This is a genomic window from Peribacillus sp. R9-11 (assembly GCF_031345095.1).
Lineage (GTDB): Bacteria > Bacillota > Bacilli > Bacillales > DSM-1321 > Peribacillus > Peribacillus butanolivorans.
On sequence record NZ_CP133763.1, the window covers coordinates 4,253,381 to 4,271,185 of the forward strand.

General features: G+C 39.7%; 14 protein-coding genes. 1 reads left to right on the top strand and 13 read right to left on the bottom strand.

The features are described 5' to 3' along the window. Positions 1–198: 198 nt before the first annotated feature. From pnpS to RE409_RS20735, 6 genes are all read right to left on the bottom strand, one after another. Positions 199–1,977 (bottom strand): two-component system histidine kinase PnpS, encoded by a 1,779-nt coding sequence (gene pnpS / locus RE409_RS20710; protein ID WP_201253819.1) that lies wholly within the window; start codon positions 1,975–1,977, stop codon positions 199–201. Next, entirely contained in the window at positions 1,961–2,692 is a 732-nt protein-coding gene (locus tag RE409_RS20715) for a response regulator transcription factor (protein ID WP_201186155.1), read from the bottom strand. Before RE409_RS20715 ends, pnpS begins: the two co-directional genes overlap by 17 nt. 291 nt (positions 2,693–2,983) lie before the next feature. Further along, positions 2,984–3,919, bottom strand: coding sequence for a malate dehydrogenase (mdh, locus tag RE409_RS20720; RefSeq protein WP_201186156.1), 936 nt, complete (start codon positions 3,917–3,919; stop codon positions 2,984–2,986). 125 nt (positions 3,920–4,044) lie between these two features. Next, a complete protein-coding gene (gene icd, locus RE409_RS20725; RefSeq protein ID WP_053347268.1) occupies positions 4,045–5,316 on the bottom strand; it encodes an NADP-dependent isocitrate dehydrogenase in 1,272 nt (423 codons plus the stop codon). 149 nt (positions 5,317–5,465) lie between these two features. Further along, complete coding sequence (gene citZ, locus RE409_RS20730) at positions 5,466–6,581, bottom strand: citrate synthase (RefSeq protein ID WP_201186157.1); 1,116 nt, start codon at positions 6,579–6,581, stop codon at positions 5,466–5,468. A 537-nt stretch (positions 6,582–7,118) separates the two neighbouring features. Continuing rightward, positions 7,119–7,580, bottom strand: a complete 462-nt coding sequence (locus RE409_RS20735) for a DUF441 domain-containing protein (RefSeq protein WP_201253820.1) — start codon at positions 7,578–7,580, stop codon at positions 7,119–7,121. Between the two features lie 188 nt (positions 7,581–7,768). On the opposite strand from RE409_RS20735, the gene ytvI reads away from it, so the two are divergent. Then, positions 7,769–8,896 carry a sporulation integral membrane protein YtvI gene (gene ytvI, locus RE409_RS20740; protein WP_201186159.1) on the top strand — a complete coding sequence of 376 codons (1,128 nt, stop codon included), beginning with the start codon at positions 7,769–7,771 and terminating at the stop codon, positions 8,894–8,896. Between the two features lie 89 nt (positions 8,897–8,985). On the opposite strand, the gene aceA is transcribed toward ytvI, so the two are convergent. The 7 genes from aceA to accD all read right to left on the bottom strand — a co-directional run bounded on the left by aceA (position 8,986) and on the right by accD (position 17,796). After that, positions 8,986–10,269 (bottom strand): isocitrate lyase, encoded by a 1,284-nt coding sequence (aceA, locus tag RE409_RS20745; protein ID WP_053347272.1) that lies wholly within the window; start codon positions 10,267–10,269, stop codon positions 8,986–8,988. Between the two features lie 45 nt (positions 10,270–10,314). Further along, the gene (gene aceB / locus RE409_RS20750; RefSeq protein WP_201186161.1) at positions 10,315–11,907 is read right to left on the bottom strand and encodes a malate synthase A; all 1,593 of its coding nucleotides are present in this window, start codon (positions 11,905–11,907) and stop codon (positions 10,315–10,317) included. Between the two features lie 426 nt (positions 11,908–12,333). After that, positions 12,334–12,726: an FxsA family protein gene (locus RE409_RS20755; RefSeq protein WP_309557999.1), complete on the bottom strand. Its 393-nt coding sequence runs from the start codon at positions 12,724–12,726 to the stop codon at positions 12,334–12,336. Between the two features lie 81 nt (positions 12,727–12,807). Further along, positions 12,808–14,568, bottom strand: coding sequence for a pyruvate kinase (pyk, locus tag RE409_RS20760; RefSeq protein ID WP_056529314.1), 1,761 nt, complete (start codon positions 14,566–14,568; stop codon positions 12,808–12,810). Between the two features lie 133 nt (positions 14,569–14,701). Beyond that, positions 14,702–15,661: a 6-phosphofructokinase gene (gene pfkA, locus RE409_RS20765; protein ID WP_057219326.1), complete on the bottom strand. Its 960-nt coding sequence runs from the start codon at positions 15,659–15,661 to the stop codon at positions 14,702–14,704. A 276-nt stretch (positions 15,662–15,937) separates the two neighbouring features. Beyond that, positions 15,938–16,936, bottom strand: coding sequence for an acetyl-CoA carboxylase carboxyl transferase subunit alpha (gene accA / locus RE409_RS20770; protein WP_309558000.1), 999 nt, complete (start codon positions 16,934–16,936; stop codon positions 15,938–15,940). Next, positions 16,933–17,796, bottom strand: a complete 864-nt coding sequence (gene accD, locus RE409_RS20775; RefSeq protein WP_201186165.1) for an acetyl-CoA carboxylase, carboxyltransferase subunit beta — start codon at positions 17,794–17,796, stop codon at positions 16,933–16,935. The genes accA and accD overlap by 4 nt, the downstream gene beginning before the upstream one ends. Positions 17,797–17,805 lie beyond the last annotated feature (9 nt).

The window sequence follows — 17,805 nt, forward strand, 5'->3', positions numbered from 1 at the left end:
TTCATAAAAATCAAATATTTTCCTAATGAAAATAGTATAGAAGGTAGGTAAAGAGGAATATAGTCAAAAGAAAAGACAGAGACTTAGTGTCTCTGTCTTCGCCTAACTCCTTGGATGAGGGGTTGTACAACCATTTTAACCCTCCATTATGAAGTCAGTTTAAATAAATTGTAAAGGACATGTAAATTCACACAATTCCTACACTTTTCCTTTTAAGCTTTTATTTAACGTTACCGTAAAAGTCGTACCCGATCCCGGCGTACTTTCTACTTTGATTTTACCTTTATGGACTTCTATAATATGCTTGACGATAGCGAGTCCGATGCCTGTTCCTCCTGAATCACGACTCCTTGCCTTATCAATGCGATAAAACCGTTCAAATATTCTTGGAAGTTCTTTTTCTTCAATACCGATACCGCTATCTTGGACTATAATATCCACCGTTTGTTCATTTTCAGTGACGTTCACGGTGACCCACCCTCCATTTGGTGTATATGTCAACGCGTTAGTAATCAAATTAATGAAAACCTGTTTGATCCTGTCTGATTCCCCTTCAATAAAAACAGGTTCCGAAGAAGCTTTTATCTCAAGAGAAACTTCTTTTTCCTTCAATTTACCAATAAGCATCTCTTGTATATCACCAAGAACATTTGTAATATCCACGACGCCTGTTTTTAAAACAAATTCCTGTTGCTCCATTTTTGATAAATTAAGAAGTTCCTGAATGAGTTCTTGCAGCCGATCACTTTCTTTCAAGATAATGGATAAAAAGTGCTTCAATGTTTTTTCGTCTTTTAAAGCCCCATCGAGCAACGTTTCTGAAAAGCCCTTGATAGAAGTAATCGGTGTTCTCAGTTCATGGGATACATTGGCCACAAAATCCTTCCGCATTTGCTCGAGCCTTTTCAATTCGGTAATATCATGGAAAATGAGGAGAATCCCCTTCCATTCGTCATGAGTACCGATAATCGGAGCCCCGTATATCTCAAAATGCTTACGTTCAATAGCAAGTGGTATTTTCACTTGGCGTTTTATTGTCTTTTCCGTCCGGAAAATTTCTTCTATTATAGAAATGACTTCTTGATCTTTAATGACCGAGTAAAATACTTGAAACAAAAACGTAGCCGAGTTTACACCGAAGCTTTTTTTGAATTCCCGGTTAATTAAGGTCGTATAGCCTTTACTGTCGATTAATAGGACACCACTACCGATATTTTCAACCAGTGTTTCCAAACGATCCTGATTCATTTCCCTCGCCGTTTCTGTTTCCTGTAAATTCCTCGCTAATATGTTTAGCGAAGTCGTGAGCATCCCTGTTTCATCAGAATGCTGCTCGAATGTCCGAGTTCTATAATTCCCCTTTGCCAATTCAATGGCTGCCATCGTTGCTTCCTCAATCGGCCGGGTATAATAAGAAGTGATTTTACTCGCAAGCATGAGGATAATGATCAAGGCTACCCCTAAACAAATGATCAATATTTGCCACATTTGCTTATTAACTTGGTGGATGGCCTCTATTTCGTTGCTATGAACGACAAAGCCTTCAATTTCTCCATCCTTTTCAACCGTTTTCCAATAATAATGGAGATCCGATTCTCCCTCGATAACTTCATATCCTTCTTCTTGCTTAAGACCTTTTTCCAAGATGATCTTTCGAAGGATATTGGCATGGTTTTTATGTAGCTCATTTGACGATGTTGAATCGTATAAAATCTCTCCACTCGCTGAGAGGATGGTTAAGTTGGAATCTAACAGGGGTGTTAATTTTGCCGTTTTCCCTTCTTTCAAAAAGGATGTGATCCCCCCATGCTCCTGAATATATGTAGAAATGAAAAATGTTTCGTTCTGTATACGCTCATTAAATGTTTTAATATAATAGCTTTTGAACAAATGTCCCAATAAAAAGCCCACGGCCATCATGACGACCATCACCAACATGATGAGAGTATAAAGAAGCTTTTTACGATAGGTGGTCATTCTTTTTTGGCTCCTCAAGCTTATAACCCAAGCCCCTGATCGTTTTGATATAAAGAGGTTTTCTTGTATCTTGCTCTATTTTTTCACGAAGGTGGCTAATATGGACATCAACGATTCGCGAATCTCCTGCAAAATCGTAATTCCAAACCGCACTTAAGAGCTGATCTCTCGTTAAAACTCTTCCTTTATTCTTTGCAAGGTATAAAAGTAATTCAAATTCCTTTGGAGTTAATTCTAATTGTTGTTCATCAAAGAATGCTTCGTAACGTTCAGGATAGACTTTCAAGCCGCCTAATTTTAGGAACCCATCTTCCTGATCAAGATTTGTTTCACTACCATTCGATTGAAGCTGGGATCTTCTTAGTATTGCCTTAATTCGGGCAACCACCTCACGTGGACTAAAAGGTTTGGTTAAGTAATCATCCGCCCCTAGTTCAAGACCAAGCACTTTGTCAAATTCATCGTCCTTAGCTGTCAGCATCAAAATTGGTATATTGATTTTTTGCTGACGAAGCTGTTTACACACTTCAAGCCCATCCATTTTAGGCAACATCAGATCCAATACGACTAAATCCGGTCGTATATCCACAGCAGCCTGCAGACCTTCTTCCCCATCTAAAGCTGTAACTACTGAATAGCCTGCCTGTTCTAAATTATACTGAAGTAAGGTAACTATTGATTGTTCATCATCCACTACGAGAATTTTCTTTGACATTAGATCCTCCTGAATTATGTATTACCCCTGAGACTTTTTTCAGTCTACTCATCCAACTCTATTATAAAGAATATTATATGAAATTTACACATAAAAAAAACATCATTGAAAAGTAATCCTACCATTAGCAGGGATCATCGTCTCCTTTATGGTTATTAAACATGGATTAATTAAGTCCCGGTTAAGAAACGGACAGAAAAAAACTACCCGGTTGGATGGGAGGATATGGCCTTAGCTTAGCCTTCCCTTTCATTCTTCCGGGCAGTCTTATTAAGATGCTTTCAATGTCTCTTATTGTAAAACTTGCATTACTGCTTTAACTGATTCAACTGATTTAGAAAGTGATGCTTTTTCGTCTTCAGTTAATTCAAGTTCGATAATTTGTTCGATACCATTTGCACCTAGTACAGTTGGCACGCCAAGGTAGATTCCTTCGAATCCGTATTCGCCTTCAAGGTAAGCGATAGAAGGTAGAACGCGACGTTGGTCTTTAAGGATAGCTTCAGCCATTTCTACTAGAGCTGCAGCCGGTGCATAATATGCACTTCCGTTTCCAAGAAGGTTAACGATTTCTCCGCCACCAGTACGTGTACGAGCAACGATTGCTTCTAAACGATCTTGAGGAATCAATGTTTCCAAAGGAATTCCGCCAGCGTATGAGTAACGTACTAGAGGAACCATATCGTCACCGTGTCCACCAAGAACGAAACCAGTTACATCTTTAACAGATAGGTTTAATTCTTGAGCTACGAAAGTACGGAAACGAGCTGTATCAAGTACACCAGATTGTCCAATTACGCGTTCTTTAGGGAAACCTGATTCTTTATAAACAGTGTATGTCATTGCGTCTACTGGGTTTGTTAAAACGATGATGGTTGTATTTGGAGAATATTTAACCACTTCTTTAGTTACAGATTTCATAACTTTTTGGTTAGTTTGAACTAAGTCGTCACGGCTCATACCAGGTTTACGAGCGATACCAGCAGTGATGATAACTACGTCAGAATCAGCTGTATCTGCATAGTTTGAAGTACCGATGATGTTAGCGTCAAAACCTTGAACTGGAGCTGCTTCCGCCATATCAAGTGCTTTACCTTTTGTTGGGTTTTCTGCTTGTGGAATATCAACTAAAACGATATCACCAAGTTCTTTTTGAGCTGCTAGGAATGCTGCTGTTGCTCCAGTGAAACCAGCACCAACTACTGTAATTTTTTTGCGTTTAGACATGTTATTTCCTCCTTAAAATATGTAAATATTTTTGGAAACTTTTAACGTCTTTATCCACACATATATATAAAGCTCCCTGAAAAAGAAGACCGTATCGGCTCTTTTCCAGAAAGCATCATAAGTAATTATTTAAGGTTTTTGATAAGTTCGTCAGCGAACTCAGAGCATTTAACTTCTGTTGCACCTTCCATTAGGCGGGCAAAGTCATATGTTACAACTTTAGAAGCAATTGTTTGTTCTACTGATTTTGTGATGCTGTCTGCAGCTTCGTTCCAACCAAGGTGTTCAAGTAAAAGAACGCCTGAAAGAAGAACTGAAGATGGGTTAACTTTATCAAGACCAGCGTATTTAGGAGCTGTTCCATGAGTTGCTTCGAAGATAGCATGTCCAGTTTCGTAGTTGATGTTTGCTCCTGGAGCAATACCAATTCCGCCAACTTGTGCAGCAAGTGCATCAGAAATGTAATCTCCGTTTAAGTTCATTGTTGCAACAACATCAAACTCTTTAGGACGAGTTAGGATTTGTTGTAAGAAGATATCAGCAATAGAATCTTTAACGATGATTTTGCCTTCAGCTTCAGCAGCAGATTGTGCTTTGTTAGCAGCTTCAGTGCCTTCAGCTTCTTTAATTTGATCATATTGGTTCCAAGTGAATACTTTCTCAGCGAATTCTTGTTCTGCAACTTCATAACCCCAAGTTTTGAATGCGCCTTCTGTAAATTTCATGATGTTACCTTTATGAACAAGAGTTAATGATTTACGGCCTTCTTTGATCGCATAGTTAAGGGCAGAGCGAACAAGACGTTTTGTTCCTTCTTCAGAAATTGGTTTAATACCAATACCAGAAGTTTCAGGGAAACGAATATTTTTAACACCGAATTCATTTTGTAGGAAATCGATTAATTTTTTCGCTTCGTCAGAACCTTTTGCATATTCGATACCAGCATAGATGTCTTCAGTGTTTTCACGGAAGATAACCATGTCAGTGTCTTCAGGACGTTTAACTGGTGAAGGTACACCATCAAAGTAACGTACTGGACGTAGACATACGAATAAGTCTAATACTTGACGTAATGCAACGTTCAATGAGCGGATTCCGCCACCGATTGGTGTTGTAAGAGGTCCTTTAATAGCGATTAGATATTCATTAATGACATCAAGAGTTTCTTGTGGAAGCCATTCGCCTGTTTGGTCAAATGCTTTTTGTCCAGCTAAAACTTCTTTCCATTCGATTTTCTTTTCGCCATTGTATGCTTTTTCAACAGCTGCGTCTAAAACGCGTGAAGCTGCTGCCCAGATATCAGGACCGATTCCGTCTCCCTCAATATAAGGAACGATTGGGTTGTTTGGTACGTTAAGAGCACCGTTAGTAACTGTGATTTTTTGGCTTTGTGTCATGTCTCTTTACCTCCGATTCAAATTCAAAGGTTAGCTGGCCGCTTAATTTAAGCTGAACCACTAACCTTTTTTACTCACATCTATTAATTTACTACAAAATCGATGAAATAAAAAATAAAATTTCGAAAAAACTTTTAACTATTCAAAAATTATCGGTTTTCAATCGGTACGTATTTTTGCATACCTGGTCCAACATACTCTGCACGTGGACGGATCAGACGGTTGTTTGAATATTGCTCTAGGATATGAGCAATCCAGCCTGAAGCACGGCTTACAGCAAAGATTGGTGTAAATAGGTCATGCTCGATACCTAAACTGTGGTATACAGAAGCAGAGTAGAAATCAACGTTTGGTGGAAGATTTTTTTGACCAGTTACAATTTCATGAATTTTGATAGACATATCGTAGTATTGTGGTTGACCAGTAAGTTCAGTCAATTTTTGAGACATTTCTTTAAGGTGTTTAGCACGTGGATCACCTTTACGGTATACACGGTGGCCAAAGCCCATGATTTTTTCTTTATTAGCTAATTTTTCGTTGATATAAGGCTCAACGTTTTCTACAGAACCAATTTCTGTAAGCATTTTCATAACTTGTTCGTTAGCTCCGCCGTGAAGAGGGCCTTTTAATGCGCCGATAGCAGAAGTCACGCCAGAATAGATATCAGATAATGTAGCCACACAAACACGTGCAGTGAATGTAGAAGCGTTTAATTCATGGTCAGCATGTAGAACTAATGCTTTGTTGAATGCTTCTTCTTCGATTGCTGTTGGTTCATTACCGCTTAACATATATAAGAAGTTAGCAGCAAAGCTTAGATCAGTACGTGGTGCAACCGCTTCTTTTCCTTGACGGATACGAGCGAAAGTTGTTACCAGTGTAGGGATTTTTGCTTGGATGCGGATTGCTTTACGATAGTTAGCGTCTTCACTCATTACATCTGCTTCTTCATCATAAAGACCAAGAAGAGATACTGCTGTACGAAGAGCTCCCATTGGATGTACTTTATCAATTGGGTATGTTTTGAAATGATTAACCACTTCAGCTGGAATTGCAGCATTTTCAGCAAGTAGTTTAGTTAATTCTTCTAATTGGCTTTTGTTTGGAAGAGCTCCATGCCATAAAAGATAGATTACTTCCTCGAATGTTGCGTTTACAGCTAAATCATCGATATCATAACCTACATACGTTAACGTATCATCGATAATAGAGCTTACTGATGAAGTTGTTGCTACCACACCTTCAAGACCTTTTGTTGCTGTCATACTAAATCTCTCCTTTTCCTAAGTATTCCCCTATGCCCTTGCTTATTGCGTATAAATATAGCGCTTCCATGAAATTAGCTATTGAATACAACCATCTATTTTTTAGCAGAAGACATACATCTTGTATTGGAAGCGTTCACAGAATATGACCCCAACAATAGTAAAATGTACGATAATCCTTTATACGAAATTCTAAAAATAATGCTTGTAGCTATTCCTAGTGAGCGCTTGCTCAATAACTACATCTCTTTTTAAGATTCCTCAAAAATATCAATGATATTCTGAATCCCATTTTTAATAAACCAGAGCAGTTACATGATTATTATAAACAATAAACACTTTTTTGGGAATCAAAAGCACCTAAAATGTGAAAAAATTATTATTTTATTAGAAAAATTAGCTACATATTCTCTTGCTTTTTTTAATGGGATTCCAAACGTTTTTTTGAAAATTTGTTACAAAGCAGAATAATCGAAACATTAAATAGAATTTTTTCATTTCCGCTCTTACAATCCATTCTATCATTTACCATTTTGCTCATTTGAAAAAATCAAAGATTTGCATGCATAGATAAGCAATTCCTGCCCCTATTAACGGTCCAACAGCGACACCTTTGAATAATGCGACCGCAAGAATCGTCCCAAAAACAAGAGCCGTTGTAATATGAGGATCATGTGAAAGGAGGGTAATTCCATTTTTCGCTATAAGTGCAACAGCTATTCCAGATGCGAGCGCAATCCAGGCATAAGGTGACTTTATGGCGTCACCCAGTTCCTTGAAACCAATCGCTCCATTTGCAATGGGGATTAGCACTGAAATCGTAATGATGGTGACGCCTAAGTTGATCCCTTTCGCTTCTAAATATGGAAACACTTTTGTATCAAGGCCGATGAGTTTCATGAGTAAAAGAAAACCCGCAGCCCCAATCAGTGATGTGTTTTTTCCAACCCAACCGATAACTGCAAGTAAAATTAAAAATACGACAGGACCGTTTATCATTCTCCCTTCACCTTCTTTCTTTTTGTTATTTTAACATAACAACCTCCACTCTTTCTCAATAGGAGATTGATTTATAAAACGATACTAAAACGGAAAAAAATTAAGCAGAAAGACGAAAGAATCTTTCCTTTCTTTTCCAACGTCGTTACAATTATAATACAAAGTTTATGTTAGAAGGAGGGGATGTCTTGAATCCTGTTTATATTTATCGTTTCATTCGTTCTTTACTGGTCATCGGAGGCATAATTTTAGGTGGAATTGCCTTGTTCTATTTATCTAAATATACATATCCATTCATTATTGCCATGATTATTGCTTTCTTGATGAACCCTCTGGTTACTTTTTTTGAAAAGAAAGGCCGGTTACCAAGAGGATTGGCTGTGTTCGTTTCCCTTTTACTCATTTTTCTTTTATTTGCAGGACTCATTACCCTGCTGGTTACTGAAATTATTTCAGGTACCAATTACCTTGCTGGTGTCATACCTCAACATATTGAAACTATAGTAGATTATATCGAAACATACATCGCGACCACTATCATCCCTTTATATAATCAAACAACCGCTATGTTCAATAATTTAGATATCGAGCAGCAAGACACCGTCCTCAAGAATATCCAGAATATTGGCGAATCCATCACTACCGGTGTCAGTAGTTTTATTCAAGCGTTCTTAAAAAATATTCCCGCAATCATCGGCTGGTTTCCAACTACAGCAACAGCACTCCTCTTTACCCTACTGGGCACTTTCTTCATTAGTAAAGATTGGGATCACTTCGGCCGCATAACGGGAAAGTTTTTACCTGATAAGATTTTTGCAGGTGCCAAGCGTTTATTCCGGGATTTAAAACGAGCTTTATTCGGGTTTATCCGGGCACAATTCACACTTGTTTCATTGACAACGGTTACGATCTTGATTGGTTTACTTATTTTAGGAGTGAACTATTCAATTACCATTGCATTAATTTGCGGATTGGTTGATATCATTCCCTATTTGGGTACCGGGACCATATTTATTCCATGGATTATTTTTGAATTCATTACAGGGAATACTAGCCTTGCAATTGGTTTGTCTGTGCTTTACATTATCGTAGTTGTCCAGCGTCAATTAATTGAGCCCAAAGTTCTTTCTTCTAGTATCGGATTGGATCCACTTGCTACTCTCGTTGCTTTATTCATCGGTTTCAAATTAATCGGTTTTCTGGGACTGATTGCAGGGCCAGTGGTCCTTGTCATATTTAATACACTTCAGCGCGCCCATGTCTTTAAGGCCATATGGGCATTTATTATCGGAGCGGATACAAATAAGACCACCTAAAGCTTTAGAGTTAACTTTTAATCAGAAATCTCTCGTTCCTATAAAAAGTCCGCCTCGAGTTTGAGGCGGATTTTTTTATAGTCTATCTATTATTTTGAAGTCTCAAATTGTTCTGCTTCAGTAGAGCCAGCAAGTGCTGTTGTAGATGATGTTCCACCAGAAACTACTTGTGCTACTTCATCAAAGTAACCAGTTCCAACTTCACGTTGGTGACGAGTTGCAGTATAGCCGTCAATTTCACTAGCGAATTCTGCTTGTTGAAGTTCTGAGTATGCAGCCATTCCACGGTCTTTATAACCAAGAGCAAGGTTGAACATGCTGTGATTCAATGAGTGGAAACCTGCAAGCGTTACGAACTGGAATTTATAACCCAATTTACCCAATTCAACCTGGTAGCTAGCAATTTCTTCATCACTTAATTTTGCTTTCCAGTTAAATGATGGTGAACAGTTGTAAGCAAGTAGTTTACCAGGGAACTCTGCATGAATCGCTTCAGCAAATCGGCGAGCATCTGCTAGGTTTGGTTCAGAAGTCTCGCACCAGATAAGATCAGCATATGGTGCATATGCTAGACCACGTGCAATCGCTTGGTCAAGACCTGCGTTTGTACGGTAGAATCCTTCTGGAGTCCGTTCACCTGTGATGAAAGGTGCATCAACCGGATCGATATCATCCGTGATCAAGTCTGCAGCATCTGCATCAGTACGAGCAATTAAGATAGTTGGTGTTCCCATTACGTCTGCTGCTAAACGGGCTGATACTAAGTTACGTACTGCCGTTTGCGTTGGAAGAAGAACTTTACCGCCTAAATGACCACATTTTTTCTCGGAAGATAGTTGGTCTTCAAAGTGAACGCCAGCAGCTCCAGCTTCAATCATACCTTTCATTAGTTCGAATACGTTAAGAGCACCCCCGAAGCCTGCTTCAGCATCTGCTACGATTGGAGCAAACCAATCAATATCATCTTTTCCTTCAGCAAAGCTAATTTGGTCAGCACGTTGCAGTGTTTGATTAATGCGTTTAACAACCTGTGGTACAGAGTTAGCTGGGTATAAGCTTTGGTCAGGGTACATTTGTCCAGCGATATTAGCATCAGCAGCTACCTGCCAGCCACTTAAGTAGATTGCTTTTAAACCAGCTTTTACTTGTTGCATTGCTTGGTTACCAGTTAATGCTCCTAGTGCGTTAATGAAATCCTCTGTATTTAAAAGGTTCCATAGTTTTTCAGAACCTCGGCGAGCTAATGTTTGCTCGATATCGATAGAACCTCTTAATTTGATAACTTCTTCAGCAGAATAAGGCCGTTTAATTCCAGTCCAGCGTGCGTCATTTTCCCAGCTTTGTTGTAGTTGTTGCGCTCTTTCATTAGTCATTATAATTTCCTCCTAATTTATATTAAAATATTAATTAACTAAATATTAAGATAATTGTTCATATGCCGGATTTGTTAAGAAATCCGCAAAGTCATCTGCTGCAATCAGTTCTTCAAATAGTTTAGTAGACTCTTCAAATTTCCCTGATTTGAAAGCTTCTTCTCCTACCTCTGATTTAATGACTGCTAATTCTTCTTCTTTAATCTGATGGAATAATTCTTCGGTGATTTTTCTACCATCTTCTAAAATACCTTTTGGATGACGGATCCACTGCCAAACTTGAGCACGTGAGATTTCAGCTGTTGCTGCATCTTCCATTAGGTTATGAATAGGAGCAGCGCCTCTTCCACTTAGCCAAGATGCAATATACTGGATGCCTACGTTAATGTTCGTCCGTAATCCAGCTTCTGTTATCGTTCCTTCTGGTACTTCTAGCAATTCTTCTGCTGATACTTGAACATCTTCACGTTTCCGATAGATTTGATTCGGTTTTGGAACAAGGAGGTCAAACACCTCTTTTGCTGTACTTACCATGCCTGGGTGGGCTACCCATGTACCATCATGACCGTCTCTCGCTTCGCGCTCTTTATCAGCGCGTACCTTAGCAAACGCCTCGTCATTTTTGACCGGGTCATTTTTGACTGGAATTTGTGCTGCCATCCCGCCTATTGCCGGAGCATTACGAGTGTGGCATGTTTTGATTGCTAATAAGGAATACGCTCTCATGTTCGGGACAGTCATCGTAACCTGTAACCTATCAGGGAAGATAACATCATCCGAGTGACGGAATTTTTTCAGGAAGCTGAAGATATAATCCCAGCGGCCACAGTTCAGGCCTGCGGAATGATCTTTCAACTCGTACAGAATTTCGTCCATTTCGAATGCTGCAAGAATCGTTTCAATCAAGACAGTTGCTTTTATAGTTCCTTGCGGGACTCTTAAATCGTTTTGTGCATAAACAAAGACATCATTCCATAATCTTGCTTCGATATGGCTTTCCATCTTCGGTAAGTAGAAGTATGGACCGCTTTCTTTTTCGATTAATGCTTTTGCGTTGTGATAAAAGTATAGTCCAAAGTCGAAAAAGCTAGCTGATATTGGCTGTCCATTTAAAAGAACATGCTTTTCTTCTAAGTGCCAGCCGCGAGGCCTTACTTTTAAAACAGCTGTTTTTTCATTTAATGCGTATACTTTTCCATTTGGATTTTCAAATGAAATGGTACCGCGAATTGCATCGCGTAGATTCAGTTGACCATCTATACAATTTTCCCAAGTGGGTGAATTGGCATCTTCAAAGTCAGCCATAAAAACATTGGCACCTGAGTTCATAGCATTAATGATCATCTTACGGTCAACCGGTCCAGTGATTTCAACCCTGCGGTCTTGCAAGTCATTCGGGAGGGGCGCAATTGTCCAATCACTTTCACGAATATGCTTCGTTTCTTCAAGAAAATTAGGTAGCTTGCCTTGATTTAGGTCCTCTTGAACGATTTTACGTTGTTCTAAAAGTTCTTTTCTTCTTTCACCGAAATGCCGTTCAATTCTTTCGATAAATTGAAGAGCTTCCGTTGTAAGTATTTGTTCATATCCAGGCTTAATAGTACCTGTAATTTGTAAGCCTTTTGCTTCAGTAATCATGTTGCTTCTCCACATCCTTTCAAGCTCTTTTATGTTATAATACAGTTGTTTCTTTTCTTGATTGTATTATATAACACACTGTGTAAATTTGTCACCAGTTTTTTCTAAAAAAAATTAAAAAAGAGAATATTTAACTTGGAAAAGCCTGGTATAACAACATTTCTCTTGAAAAATAATTAAAATATTCTGATATTTTATACTAGTTTTACTTCCAAAAATCAATTCTTGATCAGTGAAACAGGCAAAATCTCACCCCAAAAACTTCTCTCATGTTTGGCCTCAATAATTTAAAACTTAAACAATGCAAGAGCCTTTTCAGTAAAAACGCAAAAAAGCATCCTTAGAAATACCGGGGATGCTAATGTTAATTCATTTCTCTAACCAAAAGAGGCTGTCTAAAAAGTTTAGCTTTTAGACAGCCTCTTACTATTTATGGCGAATAATCGTTACTTTTCCTTTATTCATCCTGTTCATAATAAACCGGATAACGATCGGTTTGAGGAGATTCCTGGTTGGCGGAAATACTAGGATTAATCCTAGTATATCCGAGATAAGTCCCGGTGACAGCAACAATGCAGCTCCAAGAAAGATACAGATTCCATCAATGATTTCATTTCCTGGCATCATTCCGTATCGAATCTGTTCCTGCGCCTTTTTCCATGTTTCCATTCCTTGCCGCTTGGCCAAATAGGCACCGATTAAACCGGTAGATACAATCAGGAACAGTGTTGGCCAAAAACCAATCACATTGCCTGACAACAATAAGACAATAATCTCAATGACCGGCATCGCAATGATAAACAATAAAAAATATTTCATCTACATTCCTCCTGCACAGCCCACGTATGGTGCGGTACACTCATCTTACCTCATTGGACCGAAATCATCCAAAATTTCGTTCTATAAAACGTTAGCATGTCCATCATAAATGATTCCGCGACTAGCATCGACCGTAATTCTTTGTTTATCCTTAAAGATTTTGGTCGCATCTTCTGCTCCAACGATAACCGGAATGCCCAAAGTGACTCCCACAACAGCTGCGTGGCTTGTCAAACCGCCTTCTTCAGTAATCAATGCAGCACACTTTTGAATTGCCGGCATCATATCCCGATCAGAACCAATTGTAACTAATACAGATCCTTCAGTTACTTTTTCCAAAGCTTCCTTGGAATTCCTAGCTATAACCACTTCACCTTTCGCAGATTTCCTGCCGATTCCTTGAGCCTTCAAAAGAACCTCTCCTAATACATGAATTTTCATCAAGTTAGTCGTTCCTGTTTCACCTACGGGCACACCAGCTGTAATGACAACTAAGTCTCCATGGGATACTAATCCGGAATGCAGGCTTTCATCGATTGCCGTTTGGAGCATTTCATCCGTGGTCGTCGCTTTTGGTCCAATCTGCGGGTAAACTCCCCAGGCCAATGCAAGTCTTCTTGAAACATGATCATTAGATGTAACAGCGATAATCGGTGCCTTAGGACGATATTTAGAAATCATCCGTGCCGTATGACCGCTCTCGGTAGGCGTAATGATTGCGCCGACATTTAGATTAAGCGCCGTATGGGCAACAGACTGGCCAATAGCATCAGTGACATTATGACGATTCACTTTGCTTCTTACTGATAATATTTCCCGATAATCAAGGGCTGTTTCTGCACGAGAAGCAATGTTATGCATCGTTTGAACGGCCTCAACAGGGTACGTCCCAGCTGCTGTTTCACCGGAAAGCATGATGGCATCAGTTCCATCAAAAATGGCATTGGCCACGTCACTTGCTTCTGCACGGGTTGGCCGTGGGTTACGCTGCATCGAATCGAGCATTTGCGTAGCTGTAATAACTGGTTTCCCGGCATTGTTACATTTTTTGATCATTTGTTTTTGGACTAGTGGCACTTCTTCTGCAGGAATTTCCACTCCTAGGTCTCCACGAGCTACCATCAAACCATCTGACACTTCCAGGATTTCATCAAGACGGTCGACGCCTTCTTGATTTTCAATTTTAGGGATGATTTGAATATGTTCCGCTCCATTCTGTTGCAGAAGTTCACGCACTTCTAGGACGTCAGATGCCCTACGAACAAAAGAGGCAGCAACAAAGTCAATTCCCTGTTCAATTCCAAATAGGATGTCCTGTTCGTCTTTTTCCGTGATGCCTGGTAGGTTAACTGAAACACCTGGCACATTTACACCTTTTTTATTTTTAAGTGTTCCACTGTTTAAAATTTTCGTATGGATTTCTTTTTTGACTTCATCCACCTTTAACACTTCAAGACCAATTAAACCATCATCTAACAAAATTCTGGATCCCGGATGGACATCATAGAGAAGTCCCTCATACGTAATAGAAAATTTTTCAGGCGTTCCAAGGACTTCATTCATAGAAATACTGACTTCATCACCAGCAGTCAACTCTATAGCATCGTTCTCCATATTATTCGTCCTTATTTCCGGACCTTTTGTATCTAAAAGGATAGCAACCTGTTTCCCTGCTTTCTCTCCCGCTTCCCTAATATTGCGGATTCTAGCGGCATGCTCCTCATGATTGCCATGAGAAAAATTCAGCCGAGCTACATTCATTCCTGCTTCTATTAATTGAACCAGCTTTTCTATACTTTCACTTGCGGGACCAATTGTACAAACAATCTTGGTTTTTCGCATGGTGTCAACCTCCTCTAAGAAAAACTCGCCGACTGTCCACCTTTTGGCAGACAGGGCGTAGTAGTTATAAGCTTATTTTTTCTAATATTTGAATACTATCTCAGCACTGATTTTTTTCATTAACCAGTACCAATTAAATTGATAACTCTGCGGATAGATCGTACATTTTCTTGTCAATTGTATGCTGTTTCGCAAGTGCTTCGATGATATCATAATCAACTAGTATATTTTGTTCTATCCCGACAGCCTTGCCGCCTTTGCCTTCAAGAAGCAATTCTACAGCACGTGCTCCGAGTCGGCTTGCCAACACTCGATCAATTGCTGAGGGAGATCCGCCGCGCTGAACATGGCCAAGCACTGTAACACGCGTTTCAAAACCTGCTTTTGCTTCAATTTGTCTGGAAATATCAACGGCGCTTCCAACACCTTCAGCGACAATAATGATACTATGCTTTTTCCCCCGGTCATGTCCGCGGTTCAACTTACCAATCAACTCTTCCATATCGTATTTATATTCAGGACATAGAATCGTTTCTGCTCCGCCAGCAAGACCTGCCCAAAGAGCAATATCGCCCGCATTTCTTCCCATTACTTCAACCACATAAGTTCTTTCATGAGAAGTTGCTGTATCCCGAATTTTATCGATAGCATCGATTACCGTGTTTAGAGCCGTATCAAAACCAATTGTAAAATCTGTACCTGGAATATCATTATCAATCGTTCCAGGAACCCCGATACATGGAAAGCCTCTTTCAGTTAATGCCTTAGCTCCCCGGTAGGAACCATCTCCACCTATAATAACAATGCCCTCAATACCAAACTTATTCAATTGTTCAATAGCTTTTAGCTGACCTTCCTCAGTCTTAAATTCCGGACAGCGAGCCGTATGTAGCATTGTACCGCCGCGATGAATGATATCACCGACTGATCCAAGTTCAAGTTGCCTTATATCTCCATTTATCAGACCTTGATAGCCATGATAAATTCCGAAGACCTCCATCTCATGAAAAATCGCTTTCCGGACAACAGCTCGGACTGCCGGGTTCATACCTGGAGAATCTCCTCCACTGGTTAATACACCTATTCTTTTCATTATTGTCACCTCTCTACAGCACTAATCAAAATTAAGCTCACATTAACTTTCGTTATTACATTGTACCCTTTTTCTACCTTCAATAAGCAATCACTTTTTCACTTTTGCTTACTTGATGTTCTAAGCCTAACCGATTCTCTTCAGAAATTGAAGTAAAATGGCGTAAAAGTTTGGATTCTTCACTCAAACAGATATATATATGTATGTATGCTTCCCTAGTAAGGCTGAAAAAAACGTGTTGCCCTTGGCAGCACGTTTTTTCCAGTTGCTAAATGCTTATGAATGCTGTTCAACTTCCATAGGTTTCCCCTCTGGTTGTTTTTCAAATTCATATTCACCAATTTTCTTAAATTTCATATAACGTTGATTGATCAGTTCATCGCTATCCAAAGGAAGCAACTCATTAAATGAACATTTCAGAATATCCTTAATGGCTTCAGCCTGTACATTAGCATCTCGATGGGCGCCGCCTTTCACTTCAGGAATAATCTCATCAATGACCCCTAAGCGATTTAAGTCAGGAGCCGTGATTTGCATTGATTCCGCGGCCCGTTTAGCCTGGGAAGCATCCTTCCAAAGCAAAGCAGCAGCCCCTTCAGGAGAGATTACTGAGTACGTTGAATTCTCTAACATGAAAATTCGATCTCCAACTCCTAGAGCCAAAGCACCACCACTGCCCCCTTCACCGATGACAATACTGATAACTGGCACCTTCAGTCCTGCCATTTCAAAAAGGTTTTTCGCGATGGCTTCACTTTGTCCGCGCTCTTCTGCCGCTTTACCAGGGAAAGCCCCCTTCGTATCTATGAAACAAATAATCGGACGATTAAATTTTTCAGCCTGTTTCATTAGACGCAAAGCTTTTCGATAGCCTTCTGGATGGGGCATACCAAAGTTACGACGGATATTTTCCTTTGTATCCTTCCCACGCTGATGACCGATGACGGTCACAGCTCGTCCTTCAAACTCGGCGATACCAGCCACAATTGCCTCATCATCTCCATAATAACGATCACCATGAAACTCGATGAAGTCATTAAATAAAAGCGGAATGTAATCAAGCGTTGTTGGACGAGCCGGATGTCGAGCAATCTGTACACGATCCCATGGTTTTAAATGATTATAAATATCGACTTCTAACTTCTCGAGACGTTTTTCCAAAGTTTCGATTTCAACCGTCAGGTCTACATCCGCATCCTTCGTTATTTCCTTCAACTCTTTAATCTTACTTCGAAGCTCTGTAACAGGACGTTCAAATTCTAATTCGTAAATCATAACCATTCACCACCCGGGGCATGGATTTTAAGGATTGTTGTCAAGGTTTCTTTTAATTCCGTACGTTTAACTACCGCATCTAATTGCCCGTGCTTCATCAAAAATTCAGACGTTTGGAAATCTTCTGGAAGGTCTTCGTGGATCGTCTGTTCAATGATTCGACGTCCCGCAAAGCCAATTAGGGCTCCAGGTTCAGCAAGGTTAATATCCCCAAGGGACGCAAAACTTGCTGAAACTCCGCCTGTAGTAGGATGTGTCATCATCGAAATAATCAGACCGCCTTCATTACTGAACATCTTTAGAGCAGCACTGGTCTTAGCCATCTGCATCAAGCTAAGTACACCTTCCTGCATCCGCGCGCCGCCTGATGCTGTAAATATGATAAACGGAATCTTCAATTCTCCAGCCCGTTCAATCGCCCGGGTGATTTTTTCCCCAACGACAGAGCCCATGCTTCCCATCCTAAAATTGGAATCCATGATAGCCGTGGAAACTTGGTAGCCATTAATGTTTCCTACCCCTGTGACCACTGCCTCATTAATCTTGGCTTTCTTTTTATCCTTTTCCAGCTTCTCCAGATAATCTGGGAACTGAAGTGGGTTAACTGAAATCATTTCTTTATCAAATTCATTAAAACTACCGGCATCAAATAAATATTCAATCCGCTCATGAGAGGACATTGAATGATGGAATCCGCAATGCAGACAGACTTTCTGGTTTTTCACTAATTCTTTTGTATACATGATTTTTTTACAGCCGGGGCATTTAGTCATAATTCCTTCTGGTACATCTTGTTTCTCACGATCTAAAGGAACCGTTGCATATTTCTTCTTAGACTTCGCAAATAGCTCTTTAAGCAAGCTTAATCC

What these genes read in the sequence shown, in the direction of transcription:
- icd (WP_053347268.1), bottom strand. Translation starts at nt 5,316, where the DNA reads ATGACACAAAGCCAAAAAATCACAGTTACTAACGGTGCTCTTAACGTA.
- accA (WP_309558000.1), bottom strand. Translation starts at nt 16,936, where the DNA reads ATGATTTACGAATTAGAATTTGAACGTCCTGTTACAGAGCTTCGAAGT.
- RE409_RS20755 (WP_309557999.1), bottom strand. Translation starts at nt 12,726, where the DNA reads ATGAAATATTTTTTATTGTTTATCATTGCGATGCCGGTCATTGAGATT.
- pnpS (WP_201253819.1), bottom strand. Translation starts at nt 1,977, where the DNA reads ATGACCACCTATCGTAAAAAGCTTCTTTATACTCTCATCATGTTGGTG.
- aceA (WP_053347272.1), bottom strand. Translation starts at nt 10,269, where the DNA reads ATGACTAATGAAAGAGCGCAACAACTACAACAAAGCTGGGAAAATGAC.
- pyk (WP_056529314.1), bottom strand. Translation starts at nt 14,568, where the DNA reads ATGCGAAAAACCAAGATTGTTTGTACAATTGGTCCCGCAAGTGAAAGT.
- citZ (WP_201186157.1), bottom strand. Translation starts at nt 6,581, where the DNA reads ATGACAGCAACAAAAGGTCTTGAAGGTGTGGTAGCAACAACTTCATCA.
- aceB (WP_201186161.1), bottom strand. Translation starts at nt 11,907, where the DNA reads ATGATTACTGAAGCAAAAGGCTTACAAATTACAGGTACTATTAAGCCT.
- RE409_RS20735 (WP_201253820.1), bottom strand. Translation starts at nt 7,580, where the DNA reads ATGATAAACGGTCCTGTCGTATTTTTAATTTTACTTGCAGTTATCGGT.
- pfkA (WP_057219326.1), bottom strand. Translation starts at nt 15,661, where the DNA reads ATGAAAAGAATAGGTGTATTAACCAGTGGAGGAGATTCTCCAGGTATG.
- mdh (WP_201186156.1), bottom strand. Translation starts at nt 3,919, where the DNA reads ATGTCTAAACGCAAAAAAATTACAGTAGTTGGTGCTGGTTTCACTGGA.
- RE409_RS20715 (WP_201186155.1), bottom strand. Translation starts at nt 2,692, where the DNA reads ATGTCAAAGAAAATTCTCGTAGTGGATGATGAACAATCAATAGTTACC.